Raw genomic sequence first — 24,390 nt, 5'->3', positions numbered from 1 at the left:
TGGGTGAGATGACGCGAGATGGTTCTTACAGAATATATCTTGCGCGAATTGGGTTCTTGGAAAAAGAGTGTGTTGGCTGGTCGAGCGGTGGAGTGATTCTTGCAGCCAGAAACTATTTACGGTGACACTCGAAATAGTCTCGCAGAGGCATCAGCCAATGAGCCTAGAAGACGGCGGGCCGCTGGTCGACTACCTACTGCTAGCGGGAAATAATAACGATTCCACAATATTGCAAAGACCTACTCTGGCGCTGCCTATCCAGAACAAGGCAAAGAATGACGGACACGCGACTATTCGTGAGATAAAGTCAAACCATGACCACCTCCACACCCGAAGCATTGTATTTTCGACATTATATCAATAGAAGATGCATTCTGATGTTACGACCTGGAGGCGAATTCTTATATACAGAAACCGTCTACTTACTCTGAACTTGCTTAAATGGCAGAACAGATTGAATCACACTGGCTTGACATTTTAAAATTCCCAATACATTAACTATATATTAAGCATAATTTACTTAACTGGAGTTTAGCTCCGCTTACGATCCGCAATAAGGTTTCTGAAAGAATCTTGGGGCTTTTGACAATGGCTTTGCCAGAAACGCTGACGAGAGAACCTTCCTCCAATCCAAAGAACTGCGAGCCAGCGCTCAGCGGTAAGGTCTCCCACCAACAGCAAAAAGAAACGACGATTCTCCCCAGGCCGGTTCGGATCATCCATGTCGATGACGATCTGGTTGAACACAAGCTGGTTCGAAAACACCTGTCGAGCCTTGAACACCTTAGTTACGAGTTGATCTCGCTGAACAACTTCCCGGAGGCACTCGATCGCCTTCGACAAGAGTCCTTCGATGTTGGTCTTATCGACTATCACCTCGGCGCACATACAGGATTGGAGCTTCTCACCAGGTTAGGAGGCCGTTTGAGTTCGACACCTCTGGTCATATTGACAGGACGAGGTGACTACACCGTCGATGTGGAAGCGACAAACGCTGGGGCGTTTGATTATCTGGACAAGAACGAGCTGACCCCAGCGCTGCTTGAGCGGACAATCCGGAACGTTCGGGTCCAGTTTAAGACGGAACAACAGCTTCGCGAGAGCGAAACACTCTTAAAACATGCGAAGACGGAGGCCGAGGCCGCAAATAGGGCAAAATCAGAATTCTTGGCCAGAATGAGCCACGATCTCAGAACCCCACTGAACGCAATTCTGGGGTTTTCCGAGATGATCCAGGGACAATTTTTAGGGCCTGTCGGCGGAAAGAGGTACCTGGATTACGCCAGCGATATACACCAGAGTGGGCAGCTGCTTCTGACAATGATCAACGATATCCTCGATCTATCGAAAATCGAATCAGGAAACGTTGAACTGCACGACATCGAGATTGCCGTTGATGAGCTGATTTCAACAGCACTCAAATTGATCGAACCCGGTGCCACACTTGCTGGCATATCGATCCGAACCAGGCTCGATCCGGCTCTGCCGCTTTTACGGGCTGACCGGCAAATGGTTGACCGTATGCTTTTCAATCTTTTGACCAATTCCATGAAGTTCACGCCCCGGGGCGGCGAGATCGTGATTCAGGCAAAGGTAAGTGGGGGAGACGTTCAACTGATCGTCGAAGACAACGGCATTGGAATAGCCGCGAACCAAATCAATCACGTCCTGGAACCCTTTACCCAACTCAAAAGTTCGCAAGAACCTTCCTCCGGCGCAGGTCTTGGCCTCGCAATCACCCATTCGTTCATTGAGATTCATGGTGGCACGCTCACCGTCGAAAGCGAACTCGGATCAGGCACCCGAGCAACTTTGACCTTCCCGTCAAACAGACTGCATTAATAGACTTTCACCGCCGGTCTCGGTCAATCCGATGCAAGACCCTTCACCTTCTGCGCCGATATTCTGTTATGAAGGAATAGAGTTCCAACAATTCGGATCAAGCGGTGACAGAAAACACGACCGGCGTTCAGGCGCAGCAACACGACATCATTATCAGAAACGCGCGCGTCATCGATGGCAGTGGCGAACCATCCTTCACAGGCGACTTAGCGATCCTCGATGATCGAATCTCTGCACTTGGTGATCTTTCCAAAGACCGGGGCGCGAGCGAGATCGATGCGGGCGGTAAGGTTCTCGCGCCGGGGTTCATCGACTCCCATACCCACGACGATCATGCTCTGGTGGCGACACCTTCGATGGACTTCAAGATCAGTCAGGGGGTAACCACGGTTGTAACCGGCAACTGCGGGGTCAGTATCGCGCCCCTGGCGATCGATCGGCGGCCACCGCCGCCGATCGACTTGTTGTCTGGCGACCCGAGGAATTTCCACGCCACCTTTGCCGGATATCTGGATGCGTTGGATGCCGAACCAGCCGCGGTAAATGCCGTCTGTCAGGTTGGTCATTCGACTTTGCGGCTGGCTGCCATGGAACGTTTGGACCGCACTGCAACAGGTGATGAAATCGATGCCATGCGCACGACCCTGGCCGAAAGTATGGAAGCCGGTGCGGCCGGTTTCTCGACAGGTCTCTTCTATCCACCGGCCCGCGCAGCAGCGACCGAAGAGGTCATCGAGATCCTGGAAGGTTTCAGTGATTTCGGCGCCATCCACACCACCCATATGCGCGATGAGGCCGATCATATTGCGGATTCCATTGCAGAGACCGCCAGGATCGGGCGCGAGGCGAAGATCCCCGTTCTGATCTCTCATCACAAATGCGTTGGCCGTAACAATCACGGCCGTTCCGGCGAGACCCTGGCCGCCATCGATCAGGCCCGCGCGACGCAGCTGCTGACGCTTGACGCCTACCCCTACGTCGCAGGCTCCACAATGCTGGACGCCGGACGCCTGATGACGGCCTCGAAGGTTCTGGTCACCTGGTCCGTTCCCCATCCCAACTACTCCGGCTGGGATCTGGAAGACGTCGCCAAGGATATGGGACGTTCCGTCGACGATACGATCGAGGCGCTGTTGCCCGCCGGCGGCATCTTCTTTTCCATGGATGAAGAAGACGTGCGGAAAATCCTCGCCTACCCGCACACCATGATCGGTTCGGACGGCATTCCCGGCGACGAGCACCCCCATCCACGCCTCTGGGGGACCTTTCCACGCGTCTTAGGTCACTATTCACGGGATGAAGGACTGTTCGATCTGGAAACCGCCGTACGGAAAATGACGTCCATGACCGCCGAGCAGTTCAAGCTTAAGGACCGCGGCACGATCCGGCTAGGCGCCTTTGCCGACCTCGTTCTATTCGATGCAGAAACCATCGAAGATTCGGCGACCTTCGAGCATCCAAAAACGCCCGCAAGGGGGATCGACAGGGTTTTCGTCAACGGCCGGTTAGTCTGGAGCGATGGTGGCTTTACCGGTGCCCGTCCGGGCCGAGCCCTGCGGCACCGGCATTAAGTCCGGTTACTCACCGAGGATAGAGGCTGCCGCATCGGCCAGAACCTGACAACCAAGCGCGATATCGTCGTCGTGGCTGTCTTCGGCGAAGTCGTGACTGATCCCGCCGATGGAGGGGATGAACAACATGGCGCAAGGCATGAATTCCGAGATGACCCCTGCGTCATGGAACGCGCCGCTGGGCATCTCCGTCCACATTTCGCCTGTATTCTTTTGTGCGGCAACCGCAAGGTGCCTGCGGAAGCCTTCGTCCATGTGGGCAGGCGCAACACGCACACGCGCCGGCTCAGAAGTGATCTTTGCACCGCCACGCGCATTGATCTCGTCGATAAGACGCGAAACCGTTGCCTCAAAGGCATCCAGCACCTCCGTCGATTTATCCCGATACTGCAGATCCAATTCCGCGTAACCCGGCACGATTGAAGCCGCACCCGGTTCGATGACGGCGCGGCCCATGGTCCAAACCGAACGCTCTCCTGCGACCTTGGGAAATTCTTCGTTAATGGCATTGGCCAAGGCATATAGCGCAGCCGAGGCATCCTTGCGGATCGCCATCATGGTCGTGCCGGCGTGGTTCTGCTGACCATCGAATTTCAGGCGCAGGCCACCGAGACCGACGATAGAGGTGACGACGCCAATGCCAAGTCCGTCTTCTTCAAGATGCGGTCCCTGTTCGATGTGCGCTTCCAGAAAGCCCAGATAGCGTTCACGATCAAGTTGGATGCGCGGAGCATCTCTCAGACCCGCATCACGCAAAGCATCGCTTAGCAGGACACCATCCTTATCCTGAGCATCGGCCTCCATCTCTGGCGTAAAGAAGCCGCAGAGCGAACGGCTGCCCATACAGCCAAAAAACCGCGATTCTTCATCCTGCAACGAGACCGCATCGACAGCCAAATGCCTGGTTTCGGGATCTTCCCTCAACGCCCGGGTAACTTCGAGGCCGTAAACGACGCCCAGGGCTCCGTCCAACCAGCCGCCGGTCGGCTGGGTATCCGAGTGCGACCCGATCAACAGTGCCGTACCGGCATTGGGTGAGCGCCCCAATACGTTTCCGACACCGTCGATCGTCGCCTCCAGGCCAGCCGCCTCATACTGCGCCTTAAGCCAGCGGCGCGCCTCCATATCCTCTTCGGAGAACGCTGGCCGCACAACGCCATTATCGACCGCACCGATGCTGCGGAGATGTCTTAGATCCGCAAGCAGGCGGTCGGCATTGATCTTGGGCACTCGGGTCTCTCCTCATTGAATGAACATACTCGTCCGCCACCACCGACAGGCCGCAACGATCCGACGCGCAATTATTGCCAAGCACCAGGGAATCACAAGGACTCACACGTCAGACGACAAGTGTCGGTCGCTTCGGGGCCAATGAGAGGAAGATTTTTCTGATACCGGAGAATTCAGAGATGAAAAAGCAGCCGATTTATCTCGGCAGTGGAGAACCACCCTATGACCAGAACAGCTTATTCCGTCTGCCAGCCAAAGATCGATCCGAGCCGGTCCGCCGGCCTCAAGCCGGATGGATCTCCCAACGATAACGACCGGGTAGAGATCGGACCGACGGACCTTGCTTTCACCGAATGGGCAGCGCTTGGTCTGACCGCACCAAACCTGGACCGCATGCGTGAGGCCCGCCTGAATCGAATCTGCGCGGAGCTGCAAAAGCGGGATTATGCCGGCGTTCTGTTATTCGACCCGCTCAACATCCGCTATGCCACCGACAGCTCCAACATGCATCTTTGGATCACGCACAATCCGGCCCGCGCCGCCTTCGTATCGGCCGACGGCTATGTCGTGCTGTGGGATTTTCATGGGTGCGATCATCTTTCCGGTCATCTGCCGCTGATCCGGGAAATCCGCAGCGGCGCGGGCTTCTTCTATTTCCTGACCGGCGACCGGGAAGAAGACTATGCCCAGGCCTTTGCAAAACAGATCGACGAGCTATTGATCCGGCATGGCAGCGGCAACCGGCGGCTGGCCATCGATAAGATTGAGATTGCAGGGCTACGCGCGCTTGAGAGCCTGAACATCGACATAAAGAGCGGTCAGCAGGTGATGGAACAGGCGCGAGTCGTCAAGGGTGCGGACGAAATCAAGGCCATGCGCTGTGCCATGGCCACTTGCGAGATCGCCGTCTCGGAAATGCGCAAGGCCCTGCACCCTGGAATCGCCGAAGTCGAGCTGTGGTCCGTCCTGCACGCCGAAAACATTAAACGCGGCGGCGAGTGGATCGAAACCCGAATCTTGAATTCGGGCCCACGCACGAATCCCTGGATGCAGGAAGCGGGCCCACGCAAGGTTCAAGAGGGTGACCTGGTCGGTTTCGACACCGATCTTGTGGGCCCCTACGGGATGTGTGCGGACATTTCCCGCACCTGGTATTGCGGCGACGGACCAGCCAGTGACGAGCAAAGGCGCCTGCACGACATCGCGCACCGGCACATTTCCAAGAACATGGAACTGCTCAAGCCCGGCGTGGCTTTCCGGGAATTGGTCGAACGCGGCGACCGTTTGTCCGAAGAATTCCGGCCCCAGCGTTACGGCGTTATGCTGCACGGCGTCGGGCTCTGCGACGAATATCCGGCCATTTACTATCCAGAAGATTTCGTCGACGGAGCATTCGAGTACGTTATCGAGCCGGGTATGACGCTCTGTGTCGAGGCTTATATCGGCACAGTCGGCGGTAAGGATGGGATCAAGCTGGAAGAGCAGGTTCTGATTACTGAAGACGGATATGAGAACCTGACAGCCTGTCCCTTCGACGAACGACTGATGTCATAGAGGTTCTGGAGTTCGTCACACCTTCATCAGGGTATTTTTCCTCGCCTTCGCTGAGCCGGCGACTATAGTCTGGTTCCGAATCAGGACTGATGTCGCAAGGACCGGGCAAGTCAAATCTGGCAGCGGCAGATGAGGGAGGAAAGCGGACATGTCTTCAGCACGATCACTGCTTGCGATCGATCAGGGTACCACCAGTAGCAGGGCTATGGTCTTTGACGACGCCGGACGTCCGATGGGTCAGGCGCAGCAGGAATTACCGCAACACTTTCCGCAGTCGGGGTGGGTCGAGCATGAAGCCGAAGACATCTGGCGTGACACGGTCGGCGTGGTCAAAGGCGCACTATCCAATGCCCGGGTTTCTGCCGGTGATATCGCCGCGCTGGGCATCACCAACCAGCGGGAAACCACAGTCATCTGGGACCGCAAGACCGGTGAAGCCGTGCATAAAGCGATCGTCTGGCAAGACCGGCGTTCGGCGCCGCTGTGCGATCAGTTGAAGCAGGAAGGTCACGAGGCAATGGTTCAGGCCCGCACAGGCCTGCTCATCGATTCCTATTTCTCGGCGACTAAAATTGCCTGGCTGCTGGAGAACGTCGAAGGCCTGCGCGCCCGGGCCAACCGTGGTGAACTCGCCTTCGGTACCATTGACTGCTTCCTACTTTGGCGGCTCACCGGCGGTAAGGTTCATGCAACCGACGCAACGAATGCCGCCCGCACCATGCTGTTCGATATCCATCGTCAAGCCTGGGACGAAGATCTTTTGGAACTCTTCGGCGTTCCCGCATCGCTGCTGCCGGAAGTCTACGACAGCAATGCCGACTTCGGTGTAACTGATGCAAGTCTGTTTGGCGCGCCAATCCCGATCCTGGGCATTGCAGGAGATCAACAGGCGGCGACAGTCGGGCAGGCCTGTTTCGAATCCGGCATGATGAAGTCGACTTACGGCACCGGCTGCTTCGCGCTGATGAATACCGGCGAGACCGCGCTGAAATCAACGAACCGGCTCCTTACGACGGTTGCGTACCGTATCGATGGCAGGACCAACTACGCCTTGGAAGGCAGCATCTTCGTTGCCGGCGCTGCAGTGCAGTGGCTGCGCGACGGACTGAAGATCATTTCCTCGGCCGGTGAGACCGAGGGTTTAGCGAAATCGGCCGACGCGTCACAGGAGATCTATGTGGTCCCTGCCTTCACCGGCCTGGGTGCGCCTTATTGGGATGCCGATGCCCGTGGTGCGATCTTCGGCCTGACCCGCGCGACCGGGCCTGCGGAGATTGCTCGCGCGACGCTGGAAGCAGTTTGCTATCAAACCCGGGATTTGTTGAAAGCCATGGAAGCCGACGGCGCGAGCGGCCTGGAAACGCTGCGGGTCGACGGCGGTATGGTCGCGAACAACTGGATGCTGCAGATGCTGGCCGACATCCTGGGTGTCGCTGTCGAGCGGCCGGTGGTCGCCGAGACCACAGCCCTTGGGGCTGCCTGTCTGGCAGGGCTGAAGAGCGGCGTCATGAACGGTCTGGGCGGTATCTCGGGCACCTGGCAAAGCACCGGGCGATTTGAGCCCCGCATGTCTGCTGAGGAGCGTGATACCCGCTACAGCGGCTGGCTGGATGCGGTCCGTCGAACCCGCAGCTCTGATTAAAGCTAAATTTGGCTAAGAAACAGCCCACTCAAGGCAAAGAAACCAAAGGCAGCAAGGACAAGTCCTGACAGTCGGTTGATCCACTGCAGCGCAGATGGTGTAACCCGCTTGCGCAACAATCCTACGCTGCCACTCAGGCCCAGCCACCAGAGAGCGGATCCCAGAAAAACGCCAAAAACCAGGATTACTGCGCCGGTGTACCCCCCACCCAAGCCCGCGGTTGCCCCTGCAAATCCAAGTCCTGCGAAAAGTGCAATGAAGGAAAGAATCGTCGCCGGATTCGCGAGGGTAAGGACGAAGCACGACAGAAAAGCCCCGCCATGTCCTCCGTTTTTACCGTCTGTCCCCAGCGCCGCCGGAACCGCACGAAAGGTCTTCACTCCCAGCCAAACAAGAAACAGGCCGCCACCAAGCCGTAACGCGCCTTCCATTTCCAGCAGAAAAATTGATACCGCCGCCAAGCCAAACGCTGCGACAGCGCCGTAGCAGGCATCCGCCGCCGCTGCCCCAAGTCCGGATACAAAGCCGATCCCCATGCCCTGAGTAAGACTGCGCCGGATACAAAGTACACCAATTGGACCGACAGGCGCGGCAACCGACAGCCCCAACAAAAGTCCTTTCGCAAATAGCTCCAGCATTGAATTCATCGCCCATATCGTATACTATCCGAAAATTAGCATCATAAATCGGATAAATCACGGAATTTGTGAACTTAAATGGAAATTGACCAATCTGACCGCCAACTCCTGACGCTCGTTCAGGATGATTGCCGCCGGTCTTACAGCGATTTGGCGAAGGAAACCGGCATCTCCGCCTCCACCATTCACGACCGTCTGAAACGGCTGCAGGTCCGTGGCGTTATCAAAGGTCAAGTTGCCATTCTGAATGCCAGCGCTCTCGGGCTCGACATCTGTGCCTTCGTACAAATCACCTTGAGTCATCCGACCAAAGTCAGCCAGTTCCTCCAGCAGATCGTCGCGTTACCGGAAGTGCAGGAATGCCATCACGTAACCGGAGATTTCGACTATCTCCTGAAGATTCGAGCCCGGAACGCTGCTGCGCTGGAAAGTGTAATTACTGAAAAGATTAAAATTATCGAAGGAGTTACGCGCAGCCACACCGCCATCGCGCTCTCATCTGCGAAGGATACACCCGCTGTTGACTGCGGTTTGGTGCCCCAAGAATGACACTTACCTTAACGAGTATAAAGTCACACAAAAATAACCTTTAGATAAAATCGTCGATCAGGTTGATTTTTTTGATCTTTTCTTAATCATGCTGGCGCAGACTTTGATCTGCCGGCACCTCTCGATGCCCGTCTCGATCGAACCCGAATTGATCAGTCGCCGTCGAATGGCCATTGCTTCTGGATACGGCTCCGTCACCGGCAATTGTTTCTACGGCGAAGAAGTTTTGAGCTTGACCAACTCCACCGTTCACTCCCTGAAGACACCCGACCAGCGGCACTACAAACGCGCCCAGGTCGTTCTTTCCGGATGCCTGATCAACGAGATCGCGACGCTGGATTGCGCCGTCATCGATCTCTCGATCAACGGAGCGCGTGTTTGTCTGGACGATGCGCCCGACGATAAGCAGATCATTAAGTTGCGCCTGGCCCGTTCCACTGATCTGAATGTCGAAGTTGTGTGGCAGGAAGACGGTATCCTAGGCTTGCAGTTCACCGACGACCCATGCGATGTCGCCAATATACTGGACGGCTTACTTCCGGAAGACTGTCTCGACTCATCCAGCGGCTTGCGCCTACTCAAAAAAACTTAGAGCCGCCCCCGACAGTCCCATTTTGACATCTCGCACGCTGTATCTTCCGCAGCCGGACGTGCCAATATGCCTCCTATGAGACACATCGTCCCCCTTCTGTTCCTGTTGATTGGGCTAGCAATCTCCTCTGCCCATACCGCAGCCTGGGCTGCAAACGCCGAGGTATCCGGCAAGCAGAGTGAGGTTTTTGGTCCCGCCGCCATCGAGGTTGGCGGAGTCTTGGTCCGGCTGGAAGGCTTGCGGGCACCGACCAACGAACAGGTCTGCAGCGAAGGTCCGGTCCTCTGGACCTGTGGTCGGGATGCCCGCTGGGCGACTCTGAATCGCTTGGGGAATCACTGGATCGTTTGTCAGGATCGCGGACGAGACAGCGACGGATCCTTTATCGGCCTCTGCTTTCTTGGCGGCGTGGGTGGCCCCGAGTTAAACGCTTGGCTTGTCGAAAAGGGTTGGGCGCTCACCGATGCAATAGGTGCCGAGCGCTATGTCAATGAAGAGACGTCGGCAAGAGCCGAGCGCCTCGGGTTATGGCGAAACGGTATTGAGCCGAACTGGGAGTAAGCGGCCCGAACCTCCTCCAAAAACCGCGATCAGGCCGCGACGGTTTCGGTCCCGGCAACCATCGCTTCGCGCTCGGCGACAACCGACTGGTAATCCCGCAACACTTGATCGCGCAGACCGTGCGAGCGCTCAGATTGAATTTTCAAACCGGCAAAGTTCGGCTCATTGAACGCTTTGATCATGAGTAAGGCATCGCTGTCGAACCAACGCGGCAAAACACAGCCGCAAAAATATCCCCTGGCACGAAGTGCAGCGGCCACCCGGGCCACCTCCGGCTCACCGAGATTGATCGCCACTTTCATAATCGCACGACCGTTTGCCTCTGCCTCTTCTTCCAAAGAATTCACGCTGGCATCAAAGTCCCTGCCGGCATGCCTCAGATTGACAGCGGTGACGTCGCAGTCCGGCATGTCGGTGACCGTCAGTTCGCTGCTGCCTCGTGGAACCATCGATACACTTGCATCGATATAGCTGCGCCGGTCCCCGAGATGCGCGACCACGTCCCGGACCGTACCGGCGTAGCATTGCGGCAAAAAGACCTCTGCGTCGTTGTCCTGCGCAAAGCTGCGGGCGTAATTCAAAGTAGCGACACGTCCAATCGGCCCGTGCGCCTGGAGAAACATGCGCTCGGGCAGATAGTCCATCTCGTAACCGATTTCGGTAAGTCCGAGGGAAAGACACGCCTTTTGGGAGTAGAAATGATTGCAGACTGCGGCGCCGAAAAGAAGTTCACAGCCAAGGCTGCTGCGGGCGTGTTCGATGGCAATATTCATCATCGATGCCAGTAGCCCACCCGAGCGATGCTCTTTACTAACCACCGCTTGGCCGATCTCTAAAACTTTCGGCGACGGTGCGCAACGAGACAGCCCGACATGCCCGACCACCGTGCCGCCAGCGGTTCGGGCAACAACCGAAATCAGCTTTTGATCCCGGTTCCCAGCAGTGAACGTTGCGGGTTCATAGATCGAGGGCTTCAAGTAATTGTCACCGTAGGCTTCCCTAAAAAGCTGAACGATGGACTCGGCATCCGAATTCCGGAAACCGCTAATAATATAAGGACCTTGCTGACGTGGCGACAGAAATGCCGACATAATGAATCCCCTGTGGCATATTTGTGTCTACTTTAGCGGAAAAAAGTATACGCAGCATTTATGAAATATTTAAATCGCCTTTAACATTCGTTTACAGATGATTTAAATAGTATTTGAGGTAGTTATAATATTACTTTCCGGGGAAATAACTAATTGGGAATTCCCCTTACACGGGAATCTACGTACGTCTTTAGCGTGTGGTGGCACTTAAATGAAACCAGTGAGAGCGCGATACATCTGCTAACCAATTGAACACAAGGCGAAATTCGAAGCCGATGCGACTCAGGTCAGAGTGCGAATCGGGTGCTCAGGACAAAAAAAGAGAGCGGCCCAAAGACCGCTCTCTTTTATTTAAGGATGTAAATTTTTAAGGGTTTCTACTCTTGTTAGAAACCCGCTTTGTTGTCAGCCTGCAATCACGTGCTGTAGCTGCTCGCCCAGACCTTCGATGCCGAGCGAAACCGTATCGCCGGGTTTCAAATAGCGCGGCGGCTTTTGCCCCATGCCGACACCCGGCGGCGTGCCCGTTGTAATGATATCACCAGGATGCAGGGTCATGAAGCGGCTGAGATAGGACACGACAAAGGCAACTCCATAGACCATCGTGTTTGTGCTGCCGTCCTGCTGGCGCTCGCCGTTGACGTCAAGCCACATGGAGAGCGCCTGCGGATCGGGAACCTCGTCACTCGTGACAAGCCAGGGACCAATCGGGCCGAAGGTATCAGCCGACTTACCCTTGACCCACTGGCCACTGTGCTCGATCTGGAAAGCGCGTTCGGAGACATCGTTGACCACACAGTAGCCGGCAACATGCTTCAGTGCGTCTGCTTCATCCACGTACTTCGCCTTGCTACCGATCACAACGCCCAGTTCGACTTCCCAATCGGTCTTTTCCGAACCGCGGGGAATTTCAACATTATCGTTGGGGCCGCAAATCGACGATGTCGCTTTCATAAAAACGACCGGCTCGGGTGGAACTTCCAGCCCCGACTCTGCAGCATGATCGGAATAGTTCAGACCGATAGCGATGAACTTTCCTGCCCCGGCCACGCAGGGCCCGATCCGACTTGCACCATCGACTTCCGGCAGGTTGGCCGGATCCAGTGCGCCAAGTTTCGCCAGTGCGTCAGGCGACAGAGCGTCACCGTTCACGTCGCCCAGCACCGAGGAAAGATCGCGGATAGTACCGGCGGAATCCAACAGCCCGGGCTTTTCAGCGCCTTGCGGCCCGTAACGAAGCAGTTTCATGAAGTTGTCCTTTTACGCGGAAATTCGGAGTGAATTACTAGTATCGGATTATGCCGTTCAGTTGGACCAGCCGCCATCGATGATATGGATTTGGCCGGTCGTGTAGGCCGCGGCATCGCTCGCAAGATAGAGTGCAAGTTCGGCGATTTCCTCTGGCTTACCCAGCCGTCCGATCGGTTGTCGAGCGATAAAAGCCGCGCGCGCAGCATCATAGTCGCCCTGCGCTGCAAGACGTTGCTCGAGAGAGGGCGACTGAACGGTTCCCGGACAAATCGCATTGCAACGAACGCCTTGCTGAACGAAATCCGCAGCGACCGACTTGGTCAGACCAATTACCGCCGCCTTGGACATACCGTAAGCAAAGCGGTTCGGAACACCCTTCACACTGGACGCGACCGAGGACATATTCACGATCGAACCGCCGCCCGCCTCCAGCATCTTTGGCATAAAGGCGCGGATGGTCCGGAACATGGATTTAACGTTGAGGTTGATCGCCTGCTCCCAGTCCGCTTCGCTGCACTCAAGGATCGTTCCGCCGTGCACGAAACCCGCACAATTGAACAACGCATCGAGACTCCCGACCTCGGAAGCCAGATCTGAAACCATCGCGTCGTCAGTTACGTCAAGCCGGCGCCGGTTGCTGACATTGACCTCGGCAAGAGCGTCTTCATTTATATCGGTCGCCCAAACGGTCGCGCCCTCGGCCTCGAACAGCTCGGCAGTTGCCCGGCCAATTCCCTGTGCAGCAGCCGTCACTAACGCAGTTTTGCCACGCAGTCTGTCAGCCATAAATCTCGTTTCCTCCCGAAGTCGACATACTCTTTAAGGTGATTTTGAAATGCGTCTGCCAGACAGAACACTGTTTTACGTCAAACAGGAAGGCAGCTACATCACGGCGCCAATTTGCCAGGGGACAAATTCATTGTCTCCGAAGCCAAGCTCTTCGCTTTTTGATTGCGTTCCAGACGCGACCGCCAAGACCTTCTCGAAGATCTCAGCGCCCTTCTCTTCCACGCTGGAACCGCCTTCAGCGATCGGTCCGCAGTTTACATCCATGTCTTCGGACATGTTCTCGTACATCAGCGAATTGGTTGCCAGTTTGATGGAAGGAGCCGGCTTATAGCCGAACACCGAACCGCGCCCGGTGGTAAAGCACACCACATTGGCACCTGAGGCCACTTGGCCTGTGATCGAACAAGGGTCGTATCCGGGACTGTCCATGAAAACAAAGCCCTTAGTATCAATGGGCTCCCCGTAGAGATACACGCCACTCAGCGGCATGGTGCCGCCCTTGGCCGCAGCACCAAGCGACTTTTCCAGAATTGTCGTCAAACCCCCGAGCTTGTTGCCGGGCGAGGGATTGTTATTCATCTCGCCGCCGTTCCGCTGTGTGTAATCTTCCCACCAGTGGATCCGCTCAATCAGCTTTTCACCCACCTCCCGGCTGACCGCCCGGCGGGTCAGAAGATGTTCCGCGCCATAAATTTCCGGCGTCTCGGAGAGGATTGCCGTACCGCCGTTGCGCACCAGGAGATCCGCAGCTGCGCCGAGTGCCGGGTTCGCCGTGATGCCGGAGTAACCATCGGAGCCGCCGCACTGCAGTGCCAGGGAAAGTTCACTCGCCGGCACGTCTTCCCGCCGACAGGCATTGGCGGCAGGCAACATAGCCTTGATGCGTTCAACGCCCGCCTCAATCGATTTGCGCGTGCCGCCGTTGGCCTGAATGGTCATGGTCTGGAAGCTATCCGTATCGCTTAGGCCATAAGTCTCCATTAGCTGCGGAATCTGAAACACCTCACACCCAAGGCCAATCATCAGAATTCCGGCGAAGTTGGGATGCGAGGCATAGCCCCAAAGGGTCCGTTGAAAATTATCGAAGCCCTCGCCCGAACTCGCCATGCCGCAGCCGGTGCCATGCACAAAAGAAACCACGCCATCGATGTTTGGATAATCGTCTAGCAGGCCGCTGCGGTTAAAGGCGTCCGCGATGAAACGCGCAACCGTCGCCGAGCAATTCACCGAGGTGAGCACACCAATATAGTTGCGCGTACCGACCCGGCCGTTGGTCCGCCGGTATCCGGCAAAGCTGCGCTTATCAGCCTCTCCGACCATCGGAACAGGCCTGGCATCAGCGCAGAAATCATAATCCCGCGCAAACTCCTGAACCGCGCAGTTGTGCTCGTGCACATGTTCGCCTGCAACAATCGGGCAGGTCGCGAAGCCGATAATCTGATTGTACTTCCTGATGGGTTCACCCAGCGCAATCGCACGGGTCGCCAACTTGTGACCTTGCACGACACGCCCGATCGCTGTGACGCCCTCACCCGCGACCAAGGTTCCCTCAGCTATATTCTGCCGCGCAACGACGACGTTGTCTGCGGCCGACAACCGGATCGTCAGGCTTTCGGTTTCTTCAGGCACCTTGTTCCTTCCATAGTCTTCCCACCGTTCGGACAGCCAGTGCCACATCTGTGGCCGCGCCAAACCTCAATAATCGTTATCGCCAAAACCACAGCAATAACTGAACGACGGGTCAGATAATCATCTTACTGCCGGCGGATCACCCAAACTACTTGACTCTTGTCACCGCCAACCGCCTCTCCAAGAACTCCCTACTGCGTTGCCAAGAAGAGCCCGACGGGAGACGCTATACTGGGACGATCGGGTTTCAACTTGACATCAACTCGGTCTCCGCTAGCATGTTAGCATAATTAGCATGCAGGGTATGGAGATGCAACATCCGCTTCCGGACAACGCGGTCATCGACCCCAGACAATCGCGGTCTTCCCAGGTCTACGCGATTCTCCGAAGCGCCATCATTGATCTTACGCTCCCGCCCACCGCTGTAATAAAAAAAGAAGAGATTGCCACGCAACTGGGTATCTCCCGCACGCCGATCAGCGAAGCCATCAATCGTCTTGCAGAAGAAGGTTTGGTCGAGATTTTTCCTCAGCACGGCACCTATGTCTCAAAAATCCGGACCGAAGACGTGGTCGAAGGGGCCTTCCTGCGCCGGGCGCTGGAAGTCGAAACCGTGCGGGAAGTGGCCTTACGGATCACCCGCGAAATGCTCAACGAGCTAGACCGCAGCCTCCGCTATCAGAAAGCCAATCTTGAGGCCGACGACCTCGACGCGTTTCACCGTCTGGATATCGAATTCCATCAGATGATCTGCGACTTCCTCGGCTTTCCTAAAGTGCGCCGTGCGATCGATAGTTCACGTGCGCAACTAGACCGTGTCCGCAAGCTGATGCTGACGGTCGTCGACCGGCCGCAGGAAACTTACAGCGAGCACGTGGCAATCTTCGAGGCCCTGCGCGAAGGCTCACCGGATGCAGCCGCCAAGGCAATGAAAACTCATTTGGCTGCAGGCATCGCACCGCTTCAAAAGCATATGAAGGAACGACCTGAACTCTTTGAATGAGGCCAGGCTTACCTGCCGCAGCAGCAGATATCAGCGGCTGGAGTTTGGACACCCCACAACAACGACAAACCAAAAACGGCAGTCACTTTAACGGGAGGATTTATAATGAAGTCATCAAAATCCAATTCACGATTACGCCGCGTCGCGGCGGTCGGCACCACGAGTCTTTGCGCGGTGGCGCTGGCCGCTTCGACCGCCTTTGCGGCCGGTAAGTACGACGGCGTGAAAGTCAACATCATGACCTTCACCGGACCGCAAATTGCTGAGCCTCTACAACGGCGTGCACCGGAGTTCAAGGAGCTGACCGGGGCGGAGATCAATGTCGTAACCGTTCCCTTTTCTGACCTCTATACCAAACTGCTGACCGACTTTGCGACCGGCACTAACTCCATCGACGCGGCTGTCTTCGCGCCGCAGTGGATGGTCGATTATGCCGATCCCGGCTACCTGGAAGATCTGTCAGGCAAGGTTGCGGCTGATACGGATCTCAAGTCCGATGACATCGCCGGATTCTTCCGCGAGTTTTCTCAGCAGTACAGCGGCAAGACTTATATGCTGACGCTGGATGGCGACTTTCACATGGCATACTACCGTAGTGACATACTGGAAGCCGAAGGCCTGTCGCCGCCGGAAACCTGGGACGATTATCTGTCGATTGCCAAGTCTCTCCACGGCAAGGACATGAACGGCGACGGTGAAGGCGACTATGGTTCCTGCATCTCGAAAAAGCGCAACGCTCAAGCCTATTGGGCCATCCTCTCGATTGCCGGCGGCTTCCTGCAATCCAAAGGCACCAAGCAGGGCGCGTTCTTCGACACCGAAGACATGAGCCCACTGGTCAACAATGAGGGATTTGCCGCAGCGCTCGACGTCTACACCGAATCCACCAAGTACGGTCCGCCGGACGAAATCAATCTCGACGTCGGCGACACTCGCGGACTCTTCACCTCCGGACGCTGCGCGATGACCATTGATTGGGGTGATATCGGCACTCTGGCGATCGACCCGGACAATTCAAAAGTCATCGACAAGGTCGGTGCAGTGATGCTGCCAGGTTCGCGCAAGGTACTCGACCGTGAAACCGGAAAGCTTGCCGACTGCGACGCGGATCTCTGCCCGCACGCCGTCAATGGTGTCAACCGCGCACCCTTCGCTGCCTTCGGCGGCTGGTCCGGCGGCATCAATGCCTCCGCGGATCAGAAAACCAAAGATGCGGCCTACGACTTCTTCTCCTACATGAGCCAGCCGGCACAGTCGAATGTTGACGTGACCATCGGCAAGACCGGTTTCAATCCTTACCGCCTGTCACAGTTCAGCGACATGGACACCTGGTTGAAGGCTGGTATGAGCGAGAAAGCCGCGAAGAACTATCTGGGTGCCATCGGGGCCAGCCTCGATAGCCCCAATATGATGCTGGATCTCCGGATTCCGAAAAACCAGAACTATCAGCAGGTGGTTCTGGACACGGCGATTGCCCGCCTGCTTGCCGGCGAGATCGACAAGGCCGCTGCAATGGCAGCCATTGAAGAAGGCTGGATTGAACTGAACGAAGACTTAGGCGTCGACGAACAGCTCCGCCTCTACAAAGCGACTCTCGGCCAGTAGGCCCTGTCACCTATGCCGGGGAAGATGCAGTCGCATTCTCCCCGGTGCCTTTTTTCCCGATCGCAGTAAAGAACGCGGAGCCCTCAGCTCAAGCGGATGAATTTTATGTTTCCTTCTTCGGCAAAGTTCACTGAATGGAGCGATCGGCAGGCGCCGACACTCCTGATCCTGCCGACCGTGCTGATCATCCTCGGCCTTTCCATCTATCCGCTGCTGCTGTCGCTCTATCTCGCGCTCTCACGCTTCAAACTGGTGCGTGGCGGCTACGAACTGAAATTCGTCGGTCTGCGCAACTTCAAGAAGCTGTTGTTCGGATCACAGCAGTATCACTTTCTGGGTACGCTCGGTCAGATCTCGTTGCTCGAGTGGTGTCTATTGGCTTGTGTGGTGGTTGCTTTCGCCTACTGGATCTGGCGATATCTTTGCAGTGGGAAAGCGGGCATCTTCGGGACTCTCGGCCGGCTCATTACAGCGACGGTTTTAACCGGCCTGATCTTGCTGGGCCTGTCAGTTCTGAATGCAAAAGGTTTTCCCGGCAGTCTGATTGTTACCCTCTTCTATGTCTTTGCCGGTGTTTCCCTCCAGTTTCTGATCGGCCTCGGCTTGGCGCTCCTTTGCGCACAGAGAATCGCCGGGCGGAACTTCTTTCGGCTGATTTTCTTCATCCCCTTGATGGTTACACCTGTCGGCATCGCCTACGCCTTTCGCATGCTGGCCGATGTCTCCAAGGGTCCCTTCGCCCCATTGTGGCAATGGTTCGGTTACGGAGACTTCGCCTGGGCGGTCGACGCCTGGTCTGCGCGCTGGGTCGTTTTGATCGGCGACTCCTGGCAATGGATTCCCTTCATGTTCATCGTGTTGCTCGCGGCTCTTGAGAATCAGCCTGGTGAACAGGTCGAGGCAGCCAAGATGGACGGCGCCGGGGGCTGGCAGATATTTCGCGACATTTCCTGGCCGGCCATCGCACCGGTCGCGGCCACGGTGATCCTGATCCGTTTGATTGAAGCCTTCAAGATCGTTGACCTGCCAAACATCCTGACCAATGGCGGGCCCGGAATTGCAACGGAATCCATGACGCTGCACGCCTTCATTGCCTGGCGAACCCAGGATCTCGGCGGCTCTTCAGCGGTCGGTTATATGCTGTTGTTCGTCGCAGTCGTGACCTGTGTTTCATTCTTTAACTTCATTGCCCAAAAAACGCAGGAGGCCGGCACATGACAACTCCGCCCTCGATGTCAGAGCGCAGCCTCTTTCAACGCCTGTTCGAGCCCAAGGATATAAAGTCGCTTTCACCAGTAAGGCTGGTCCTGACATACGCCTTATTGACCTTCTGGTCATTCGTCGTTCTCTTTCCGCTCTACTGGCTGCTGGTCACCTCCTTCAAGCTGCCGATCCACGTTTCAGATGGGCCGGTCTACCTTCCCTTCATAGATTTCGAGCCCTCAACCCACGCCTGGAGCTACATTTTTTTCGACCTCGGCAACGATACCTTCCGGCCCTACATGAACTCGTTGATCATCGCCTTCATCAGCACATTTCTGGCCGTGTTGTTTGGCTCCATGGCCGCCTATGCCCTGACCAGAATCACTTACCGGCCAAAGCTGGGATCGATCGCCGTCTTCATCGTAATGCTGGCAGCGGCAGTCTATCTGACGGCGGCCGTGGGCGTCGCCTGGCAGATCAGCCTGGCAGTGGGCGCTGCCCTCTTTGTTCTTTTCCTGCTGACACTGGCAAAGCGCTTCAAGCGCGCCCTTGGCAACAACGACATTCTCTTCTGGATCATCTCCCAACGGATCCTGCCGCCGGTGGTCGCTGTGCTGCCGATCTACGTCATGTTTCAGCAGTTCCGCCTGCTCGACACCCACTTCGCGCTGATCGTCGTCTATATGGCGGTCAACCTGCCGATTGTCGTCTGGCTGATGCGCGACTTCTTCGCCACCATCCCGATCGATCTGGAGGAAAGCGCGGAACTGGATGGCGCCTCGCGCTTTCGCATCTTCCTCACCATCGTCATGCCCCTGGCGAAGCCGGGGCTCGCCGCCACCTTCCTGCTGGTGCTGATTCTGTCCTGGAACGAGTACCTGCTGGCACTCTTCCTATCGACCGCCGACGCGCAGACCATGCCGCTGTTGGTCGCGGCCCAGAACGCCACCCGCGGACCGCAGTGGTGGTACATGTCGGTGCTGATCGTGATCATGATTCTACCGGTCGTCGCCATGACCGGACTTCTTCAACGCTTTATCACCCGCGGCCTGCTGATCGGTGCGGTAAAGGGATAATTATTCATGCAGGTTTCGCTCAAAGATATCCGGAAGTCTTTTGGTCCCGTCGAAGTGGTCAAAGGACTCGATCTCAAGGTCGCCGATGGTGAGTTCCTGGTGCTGCTCGGCCCATCCGGCTGTGGCAAGACAACCGCTCTGCGCATGATCGCCGGTCTGGAAACGGCTTCAGGAGGCCGGATCTATCTTGGTGAACAGGACGTGACCGATGTCCTACCCAAGTACCGTGATATCGCCATGGTGTTTCAGAGTTATGCGCTTTATCCACATATGACGGTCGAGGACAACATCGGCTACCCGCTATATCTGCGGAAAGTACCAAAGGACGAGCGCGCGCAGGCGATCCGCGAGGTTGCCGGTAAGGTCGACCTGCTCGACTATCTTGCGCGCTACCCAAGGCAGCTCTCAGGCGGTCAGCGTCAACGCGTCGCCCTCGCTCGGGCCATGATCAGGCGGCCAAGCCTGTTCCTGATGGACGAACCCCTATCGAACCTTGATGCCAAGCTTCGCGGTCACATGCGTTCGGAACTCAAACATCTTCAGAACGAGCTTGGCATCACGACAATTTACGTCACCCATGATCAGATTGAGGCCATGACCCTCGCTCATCGTGTTGCGATCATGAAGGACGGCGAGCTGCAGCAACTCGCGCCACCGCGCGAAATTTACAACGATCCCGCCAATCTTTTTGTCGCCGGATTCATCGGATCGCCGCCGATGAATTTTATCACGGGAGAGATTGCCGCTGACAGCTTTCAGGCGACCGATGCGCAGCTGTCTTGTCCAGGCTTCGTCGATCATAACTCCGTTGTCGCCGGCACGCGGGCCGAAGACCTCCGCATTGTCCCGGAAACCGGAGCCGCACTGTGTGGCGACATCTATGCAATTGAACTGACAGGTAATGAAACACTGGTCACCTGTCGCGTCGGCGAAAGCCTGATGGTCGTCAAGATGGACAAAGATTACGACGAAAAAATAGGCACGCGCGTCGGCATCGCCGTCGATGAAAGTCAGGTGTTCTTTTTTGATGCTGCCAGCGGCACACGCTTGCGGCAAAGAGCCTGATCATTTCGTTCAAGTAAGATCGTGCTTTAATAACCTCTGAGCGAGGAGACACGGCCCATGCAGTTCAACGAGCTTAAAACTACCCGCACAAAAGCACTCAGGCTTTCTCAGATGGGCTTCGGTGGCGCGCCACTCGGCAACATGCATCGCGCGCTCAGCGAAGAAGAAGCCCAGGCCACTCTGCGTGCAGCCATCGATGCGGGTGTAACCTATTTCGATACCGCGCCGCTTTATGGCCATGGCCTCAGTGAGATGCGTTTCGGCGAAGCGTTAAGATCTCTGCCGAGGGACAGTTACCAGCTCTCCACCAAGATCGGCCGCTACCTCGAAGCCTGTGAACCGGGACAGGAGGATGCCGGTATCTTTGTCGATGTCCCGCACAACAGGCCGGTGTACGATTACACCTACGACGGTGTTATGCGTTCCTACGAAGAGAGTCTGAAACGCATGGGACTCGATGCGATCGACATCCTCTATATCCATGATGTCGATATTTGGACTCACGGCAGCAAAGAGGCATCGGACCGCCGGATCGATGAAGTCATGTCGGGTGGTTACAAAGCGATGGAAGCGCTGCGTGCTTCTGGCGATGTCGCGGCGATCGGTGCAGGCGTAAACGAATGGGAAGTCTGCCAGCGTCTGACTGAACTCGGCAACTTCGATTGTTTCCTGTTGGCAGGCCGCTACACCCTTTTGGAACAGGAAGCTCTCGATAGCTTCCTGCCGATTTGTGAGGAACGAAACATCGGCATCGTTCTCGGTGGTCCTTACAACAGCGGGATTCTGGCAACCGGCGCAATCGAAGGCGCGATCTACAATTATCATCCAGCACCGCCAGAAATACTGCAACAGGTAGCCGCCATCGGACGGGTGTGCGATGCCCATAGCGTTTCAATGGCCAGCGCCGCGCTGCAGTTTCCCCTTGCCCACCCGGCTGTGGTCTCGATCATTCCCGGTGCCATGTCGCCGGACGAAGTCAAGCGCAACATGGCGACTCTGGAGGCAGAGATTCCACAAGCCTTTTGGGCGGATTTGAAGAGCGAGAAACTTTTACACCCCACTGCACCGACGCCATGAGGGAGGAAACTTCATGATCGATGCCCATGTCCATCTCTGGAAGATCGCGCGCGGCGACTACGGCTGGATGTCTTCCGATCTCGCGGCGATCTACCGCGACTTCGACATCGAAGACCTTCGTGTGCGGCTCCAATCTACCGGCGTTGCTCAAGCCGTTTTGGTTCAGGCCGCGCCCACCGTTGCAGAGACCGAATTCCTGCTGGAGATTGCCGCGAGCGCCGACGAAATAGCAGGTGTCGTCGGCTGGATCGATTTCGAGTCTCCAACGGCCGCCGATGATCTCTCGTCTCTTTGCCGCTCGCCCTGGCTCAAATCGGTCCGACCGATGATCCAGGACATTCCCGATCCGGACTGGATGCTGAAGCCGGAATTGGATGCCGCATTCCGCGCCGTGATCGATCAGGATATCTGCTTCGACGCATTGGTTCTACCGCGACACCTTACGCAACTCCAAACCCTGCTGGCGCGCTACCCGGATCTACGCGTGATAATCGATCATGGTGCGAAGCCCCTGATCGCGGAAGGCATCATCGAAGGCTGGGCGGAAGACATGAAGGCAATTGCCGGGTTAGGCTCGGTCTACTGCAAACTCTCGGGTCTCGTAACCGAAGCCGGCAAAGATTGGACGGAAGAGACTGTACGGCCCTACGCGAATGATCTGCTGGCCTGGTTTGGTCCAGAGCGAATTGTTTGGGGAAGTGATTGGCCGGTGCTCAGACTGGCCAGCAATTACAAACGCTGGTTCGAACTCGCACAGAGCTACTACGGCGGTCTCGGTGAGTCGGAACGCGGTGCGATCTTCGGGGAAAACGCGCGGCGGTTTTACCGCTTGGAACACTAGACACTGGTCGTTCGGTAATCAGCTTCAAGCCTGTACCACCGCTTCACGCATCTTCAGTTTATGCCCGACTTTTACGATGGCGTTGATGGCGGGGATCAGCTCCTCACCCAGGTCTGTCAGTGCATATTCGACGGAAGGGGGTGACGTCGGCTTTACCTCTCTGCTGATCACGCCGCTTGCTTCAAGCGAACGCAGCCGCGCGGTCAGAACCTTTGCGGATACACCCGGGATATCGAGCCGCAGCTCGCTGAAACGTCGAGGCCCGGCGCTCAGGTACCAAATGATGTTTGGTGTCCAGGCGCCGCCCAGCACCGACATACATTCGGTCAGCGGGCAGCCTTCAGGCGTTGGCGGGGCTTGGTTTTTTCGTACACGCAGAACCATCTTCCCGACCTTGCTTTCCTGACTCCGGTTACCAAACGGAAACTACATAATCAGATAACCAAAGGTTACTAAGTTTACAAGTGATACTTTCGTTCCCTAATTAACTTCAGTCTTTAATAAGGGAACGAAAAGATGTCCTTGCAGACCGAAGCCGTACGCCGTCTCAGCATAGACTACCCAATCATTCAAGGGCCTTTCGGTGGAGGGATTTCCACCGTCGAGCTGGTCGCCGCAGTTTCCAATCGAGGTGGCCTGGGGTCCTTTGGCGCCCATATCGTCGCCCCTGAAGATATCGGAACACTGGCTGATCGGATCAGAACAGAAACTTTCGGTCCTTTCGCATTGAACCTTTGGGTTTCCGATCACGATCCCGGTGGACTGCATCTCAGCCAGGATCAGTTCGACAGATATTTCCCGATCTTCGCGCCTTACTTCGACGAACTCGGCCTGGAAAAACCCGAACGGCCCGATCTCTACCACTACCGCTTTGAAGAGCAGGTCGACGCTCTGCTCGAGGCTCGACCGCCGGTCTTCTCTTTTGTCTTCGGCGTTCCGTCAGTCAAGATTCTCGCTGAGTGCAGACAACGCGGTATCCTGACAGCTGGCGCGGCCACGACGATCGCCGAGGCCGAGGCCCTGGACGTCGCCGGCGTGGACCTGATTGTTGCAACCGGGTTCGAAGCCGGCGGACACCGCCCATCGTTCCTGGCGGCTGCGGAAGACTCCCTGATGGGAACGCTGGCCCTCACGCAGATCATTGCAGAGCGAGTCAAAGCGCCGGTGATTGCAGCGGGCGGTATAGCTGACGGCCGGGGCCTTCGTGCGGCACTGGAACTTGGTGCCCAAGCAACCCAGATCGGCACAGCCTTTCTCGCCTGTTCGGAATCCGGCACGACAGACGCACACCGCGCACTTCTCCTCGGCGATGCCGTGCTCGAGACGGCTTTGTCCCGATCTTACACCGGCCGCCTCGCACGCGTTATACCCAACCGGCTCTACGAGGAACTGCAGCCAAAGACAGATGAACTTCCGCCTTTCCCGGTCCAGGGCTGGTTTATCTCGAAAATCAAGGCCGCCGCCATGGCGGCAAACCGCAACGATCTGATCACACTCTACAGCGGGCAGATCGCCCCCAACCTGCGTCACCGGACCGTCCCCGAACTGATGGACGCGCTGATCCAGCAAATCGCTTAACCA

22 protein-coding genes are annotated in these 24,390 nt (G+C 56.5%); 15 read left to right on the top strand and 7 right to left on the bottom strand.

Going from position 1 to position 24,390, the window contains the following annotated elements:
• The first annotated feature begins 588 nt into the window (after window positions 1-588).
• Together QMZ18_RS14895 and QMZ18_RS14890 are read left to right on the top strand one after the other, a co-directional pair.
• Window positions 589-1,842, top strand: coding sequence for a hybrid sensor histidine kinase/response regulator (locus QMZ18_RS14895; protein WP_282607100.1), 1,254 nt, complete (start codon window positions 589-591; stop codon window positions 1,840-1,842).
• Window positions 1,843-1,946: 104 nt separating this feature from the next.
• Complete coding sequence (locus QMZ18_RS14890) at window positions 1,947-3,413, top strand: amidohydrolase family protein (RefSeq protein WP_282607099.1); 1,467 nt, start codon at window positions 1,947-1,949, stop codon at window positions 3,411-3,413.
• 6 nt (window positions 3,414-3,419) lie between these two features.
• Here QMZ18_RS14890 and QMZ18_RS14885 read toward each other — a convergent pair whose 3' ends face one another.
• The gene (locus tag QMZ18_RS14885) at window positions 3,420-4,643 is read right to left on the bottom strand and encodes a hydantoinase/carbamoylase family amidase (RefSeq protein ID WP_282607098.1); all 1,224 of its coding nucleotides are present in this window, start codon (window positions 4,641-4,643) and stop codon (window positions 3,420-3,422) included.
• A gap of 222 nt (window positions 4,644-4,865) precedes the next feature.
• Between QMZ18_RS14885 and dddP the strand changes: the two genes are divergently transcribed.
• Together dddP and glpK are read left to right on the top strand one after the other, a co-directional pair.
• Complete coding sequence (dddP, locus tag QMZ18_RS14880; RefSeq protein WP_282607097.1) at window positions 4,866-6,197, top strand: dimethylsulfonioproprionate lyase DddP; 1,332 nt, start codon at window positions 4,866-4,868, stop codon at window positions 6,195-6,197.
• Window positions 6,198-6,345: 148 nt separating this feature from the next.
• A complete protein-coding gene (gene glpK / locus QMZ18_RS14875; protein ID WP_282607096.1) occupies window positions 6,346-7,839 on the top strand; it encodes a glycerol kinase GlpK in 1,494 nt (497 codons plus the stop codon).
• 2 nt (window positions 7,840-7,841) lie between these two features.
• Here the strand turns inward: glpK and QMZ18_RS14870 are convergent, their stop codons facing one another.
• Window positions 7,842-8,477 carry a LysE family translocator gene (locus tag QMZ18_RS14870; protein ID WP_282607095.1) on the bottom strand — a complete coding sequence of 212 codons (636 nt, stop codon included), beginning with the start codon at window positions 8,475-8,477 and terminating at the stop codon, window positions 7,842-7,844.
• Between the two features lie 78 nt (window positions 8,478-8,555).
• Between QMZ18_RS14870 and QMZ18_RS14865 the strand changes: the two genes are divergently transcribed.
• The 3 genes from QMZ18_RS14865 (at window position 8,556) to QMZ18_RS14855 (ending at window position 10,179) form a co-directional block, all read left to right on the top strand.
• Complete coding sequence (locus tag QMZ18_RS14865; protein WP_282607093.1) at window positions 8,556-9,026, top strand: Lrp/AsnC family transcriptional regulator; 471 nt, start codon at window positions 8,556-8,558, stop codon at window positions 9,024-9,026.
• An 88-nt stretch (window positions 9,027-9,114) separates the two neighbouring features.
• A complete protein-coding gene (locus QMZ18_RS14860) occupies window positions 9,115-9,618 on the top strand; it encodes a PilZ domain-containing protein (protein WP_282607092.1) in 504 nt (167 codons plus the stop codon).
• A 66-nt stretch (window positions 9,619-9,684) separates the two neighbouring features.
• On the top strand, window positions 9,685-10,179 hold the full coding sequence (locus QMZ18_RS14855; RefSeq protein WP_282607091.1) for a thermonuclease family protein: 495 nt from the start codon (window positions 9,685-9,687) through the stop codon (window positions 10,177-10,179).
• 29 nt (window positions 10,180-10,208) lie between these two features.
• Here the strand turns inward: QMZ18_RS14855 and QMZ18_RS14850 are convergent, their stop codons facing one another.
• From QMZ18_RS14850 to QMZ18_RS14835, 4 genes are all read right to left on the bottom strand, one after another.
• Window positions 10,209-11,270 (bottom strand): GNAT family N-acetyltransferase, encoded by a 1,062-nt coding sequence (locus QMZ18_RS14850; protein ID WP_282607090.1) that lies wholly within the window; start codon window positions 11,268-11,270, stop codon window positions 10,209-10,211.
• A 405-nt stretch (window positions 11,271-11,675) separates the two neighbouring features.
• The gene (locus tag QMZ18_RS14845; RefSeq protein WP_282607089.1) at window positions 11,676-12,518 is read right to left on the bottom strand and encodes a fumarylacetoacetate hydrolase family protein; all 843 of its coding nucleotides are present in this window, start codon (window positions 12,516-12,518) and stop codon (window positions 11,676-11,678) included.
• A 57-nt stretch (window positions 12,519-12,575) separates the two neighbouring features.
• On the bottom strand, window positions 12,576-13,307 hold the full coding sequence (locus QMZ18_RS14840; protein WP_282607088.1) for an SDR family oxidoreductase: 732 nt from the start codon (window positions 13,305-13,307) through the stop codon (window positions 12,576-12,578).
• A 96-nt stretch (window positions 13,308-13,403) separates the two neighbouring features.
• A complete protein-coding gene (locus tag QMZ18_RS14835) occupies window positions 13,404-14,939 on the bottom strand; it encodes a UxaA family hydrolase (protein WP_282607087.1) in 1,536 nt (511 codons plus the stop codon).
• Window positions 14,940-15,249: 310 nt separating this feature from the next.
• Between QMZ18_RS14835 and QMZ18_RS14830 the strand changes: the two genes are divergently transcribed.
• The 7 genes from QMZ18_RS14830 to QMZ18_RS14800 all read left to right on the top strand — a co-directional run bounded on the left by QMZ18_RS14830 (window position 15,250) and on the right by QMZ18_RS14800 (window position 22,809).
• Window positions 15,250-15,942: a GntR family transcriptional regulator gene (locus tag QMZ18_RS14830; protein WP_282607086.1), complete on the top strand. Its 693-nt coding sequence runs from the start codon at window positions 15,250-15,252 to the stop codon at window positions 15,940-15,942.
• A 105-nt stretch (window positions 15,943-16,047) separates the two neighbouring features.
• A complete protein-coding gene (locus QMZ18_RS14825) occupies window positions 16,048-17,547 on the top strand; it encodes an ABC transporter substrate-binding protein (RefSeq protein ID WP_282607085.1) in 1,500 nt (499 codons plus the stop codon).
• Between the two features lie 105 nt (window positions 17,548-17,652).
• On the top strand, window positions 17,653-18,765 hold the full coding sequence (locus tag QMZ18_RS14820) for a carbohydrate ABC transporter permease (protein ID WP_282607084.1): 1,113 nt from the start codon (window positions 17,653-17,655) through the stop codon (window positions 18,763-18,765).
• Window positions 18,762-19,826, top strand: coding sequence for a carbohydrate ABC transporter permease (locus QMZ18_RS14815; RefSeq protein ID WP_282607083.1), 1,065 nt, complete (start codon window positions 18,762-18,764; stop codon window positions 19,824-19,826). Before QMZ18_RS14820 ends, QMZ18_RS14815 begins: the two co-directional genes overlap by 4 nt.
• A gap of 6 nt (window positions 19,827-19,832) precedes the next feature.
• On the top strand, window positions 19,833-20,891 hold the full coding sequence (locus QMZ18_RS14810) for an ABC transporter ATP-binding protein (RefSeq protein WP_282607082.1): 1,059 nt from the start codon (window positions 19,833-19,835) through the stop codon (window positions 20,889-20,891).
• Window positions 20,892-20,948: 57 nt separating this feature from the next.
• Window positions 20,949-21,968, top strand: coding sequence for an aldo/keto reductase (locus QMZ18_RS14805; protein ID WP_282607081.1), 1,020 nt, complete (start codon window positions 20,949-20,951; stop codon window positions 21,966-21,968).
• A gap of 13 nt (window positions 21,969-21,981) precedes the next feature.
• The gene (locus tag QMZ18_RS14800) at window positions 21,982-22,809 is read left to right on the top strand and encodes an amidohydrolase (protein ID WP_282607080.1); all 828 of its coding nucleotides are present in this window, start codon (window positions 21,982-21,984) and stop codon (window positions 22,807-22,809) included.
• A 24-nt stretch (window positions 22,810-22,833) separates the two neighbouring features.
• On the opposite strand, the gene QMZ18_RS14795 is transcribed toward QMZ18_RS14800, so the two are convergent.
• Window positions 22,834-23,193 (bottom strand): helix-turn-helix domain-containing protein, encoded by a 360-nt coding sequence (locus QMZ18_RS14795; protein WP_282607079.1) that lies wholly within the window; start codon window positions 23,191-23,193, stop codon window positions 22,834-22,836.
• 132 nt (window positions 23,194-23,325) lie between these two features.
• Here QMZ18_RS14795 and QMZ18_RS14790 point away from each other — a divergent pair, with 132 nt between their 5' ends.
• Window positions 23,326-24,387, top strand: coding sequence for a nitronate monooxygenase family protein (locus QMZ18_RS14790; RefSeq protein WP_282607078.1), 1,062 nt, complete (start codon window positions 23,326-23,328; stop codon window positions 24,385-24,387).
• The last annotated feature ends 3 nt before the right edge of the window (window positions 24,388-24,390 follow it).

It is taken from the genome of Pelagibius sp. Alg239-R121, assembly GCF_947331435.1.
Lineage (GTDB): Bacteria > Pseudomonadota > Alphaproteobacteria > Kiloniellales > Kiloniellaceae > Denitrobaculum.
The sequence above is the reverse complement of the archived record's forward strand: the minus strand, read 5'-3'. Positions and strand labels throughout refer to the sequence as shown.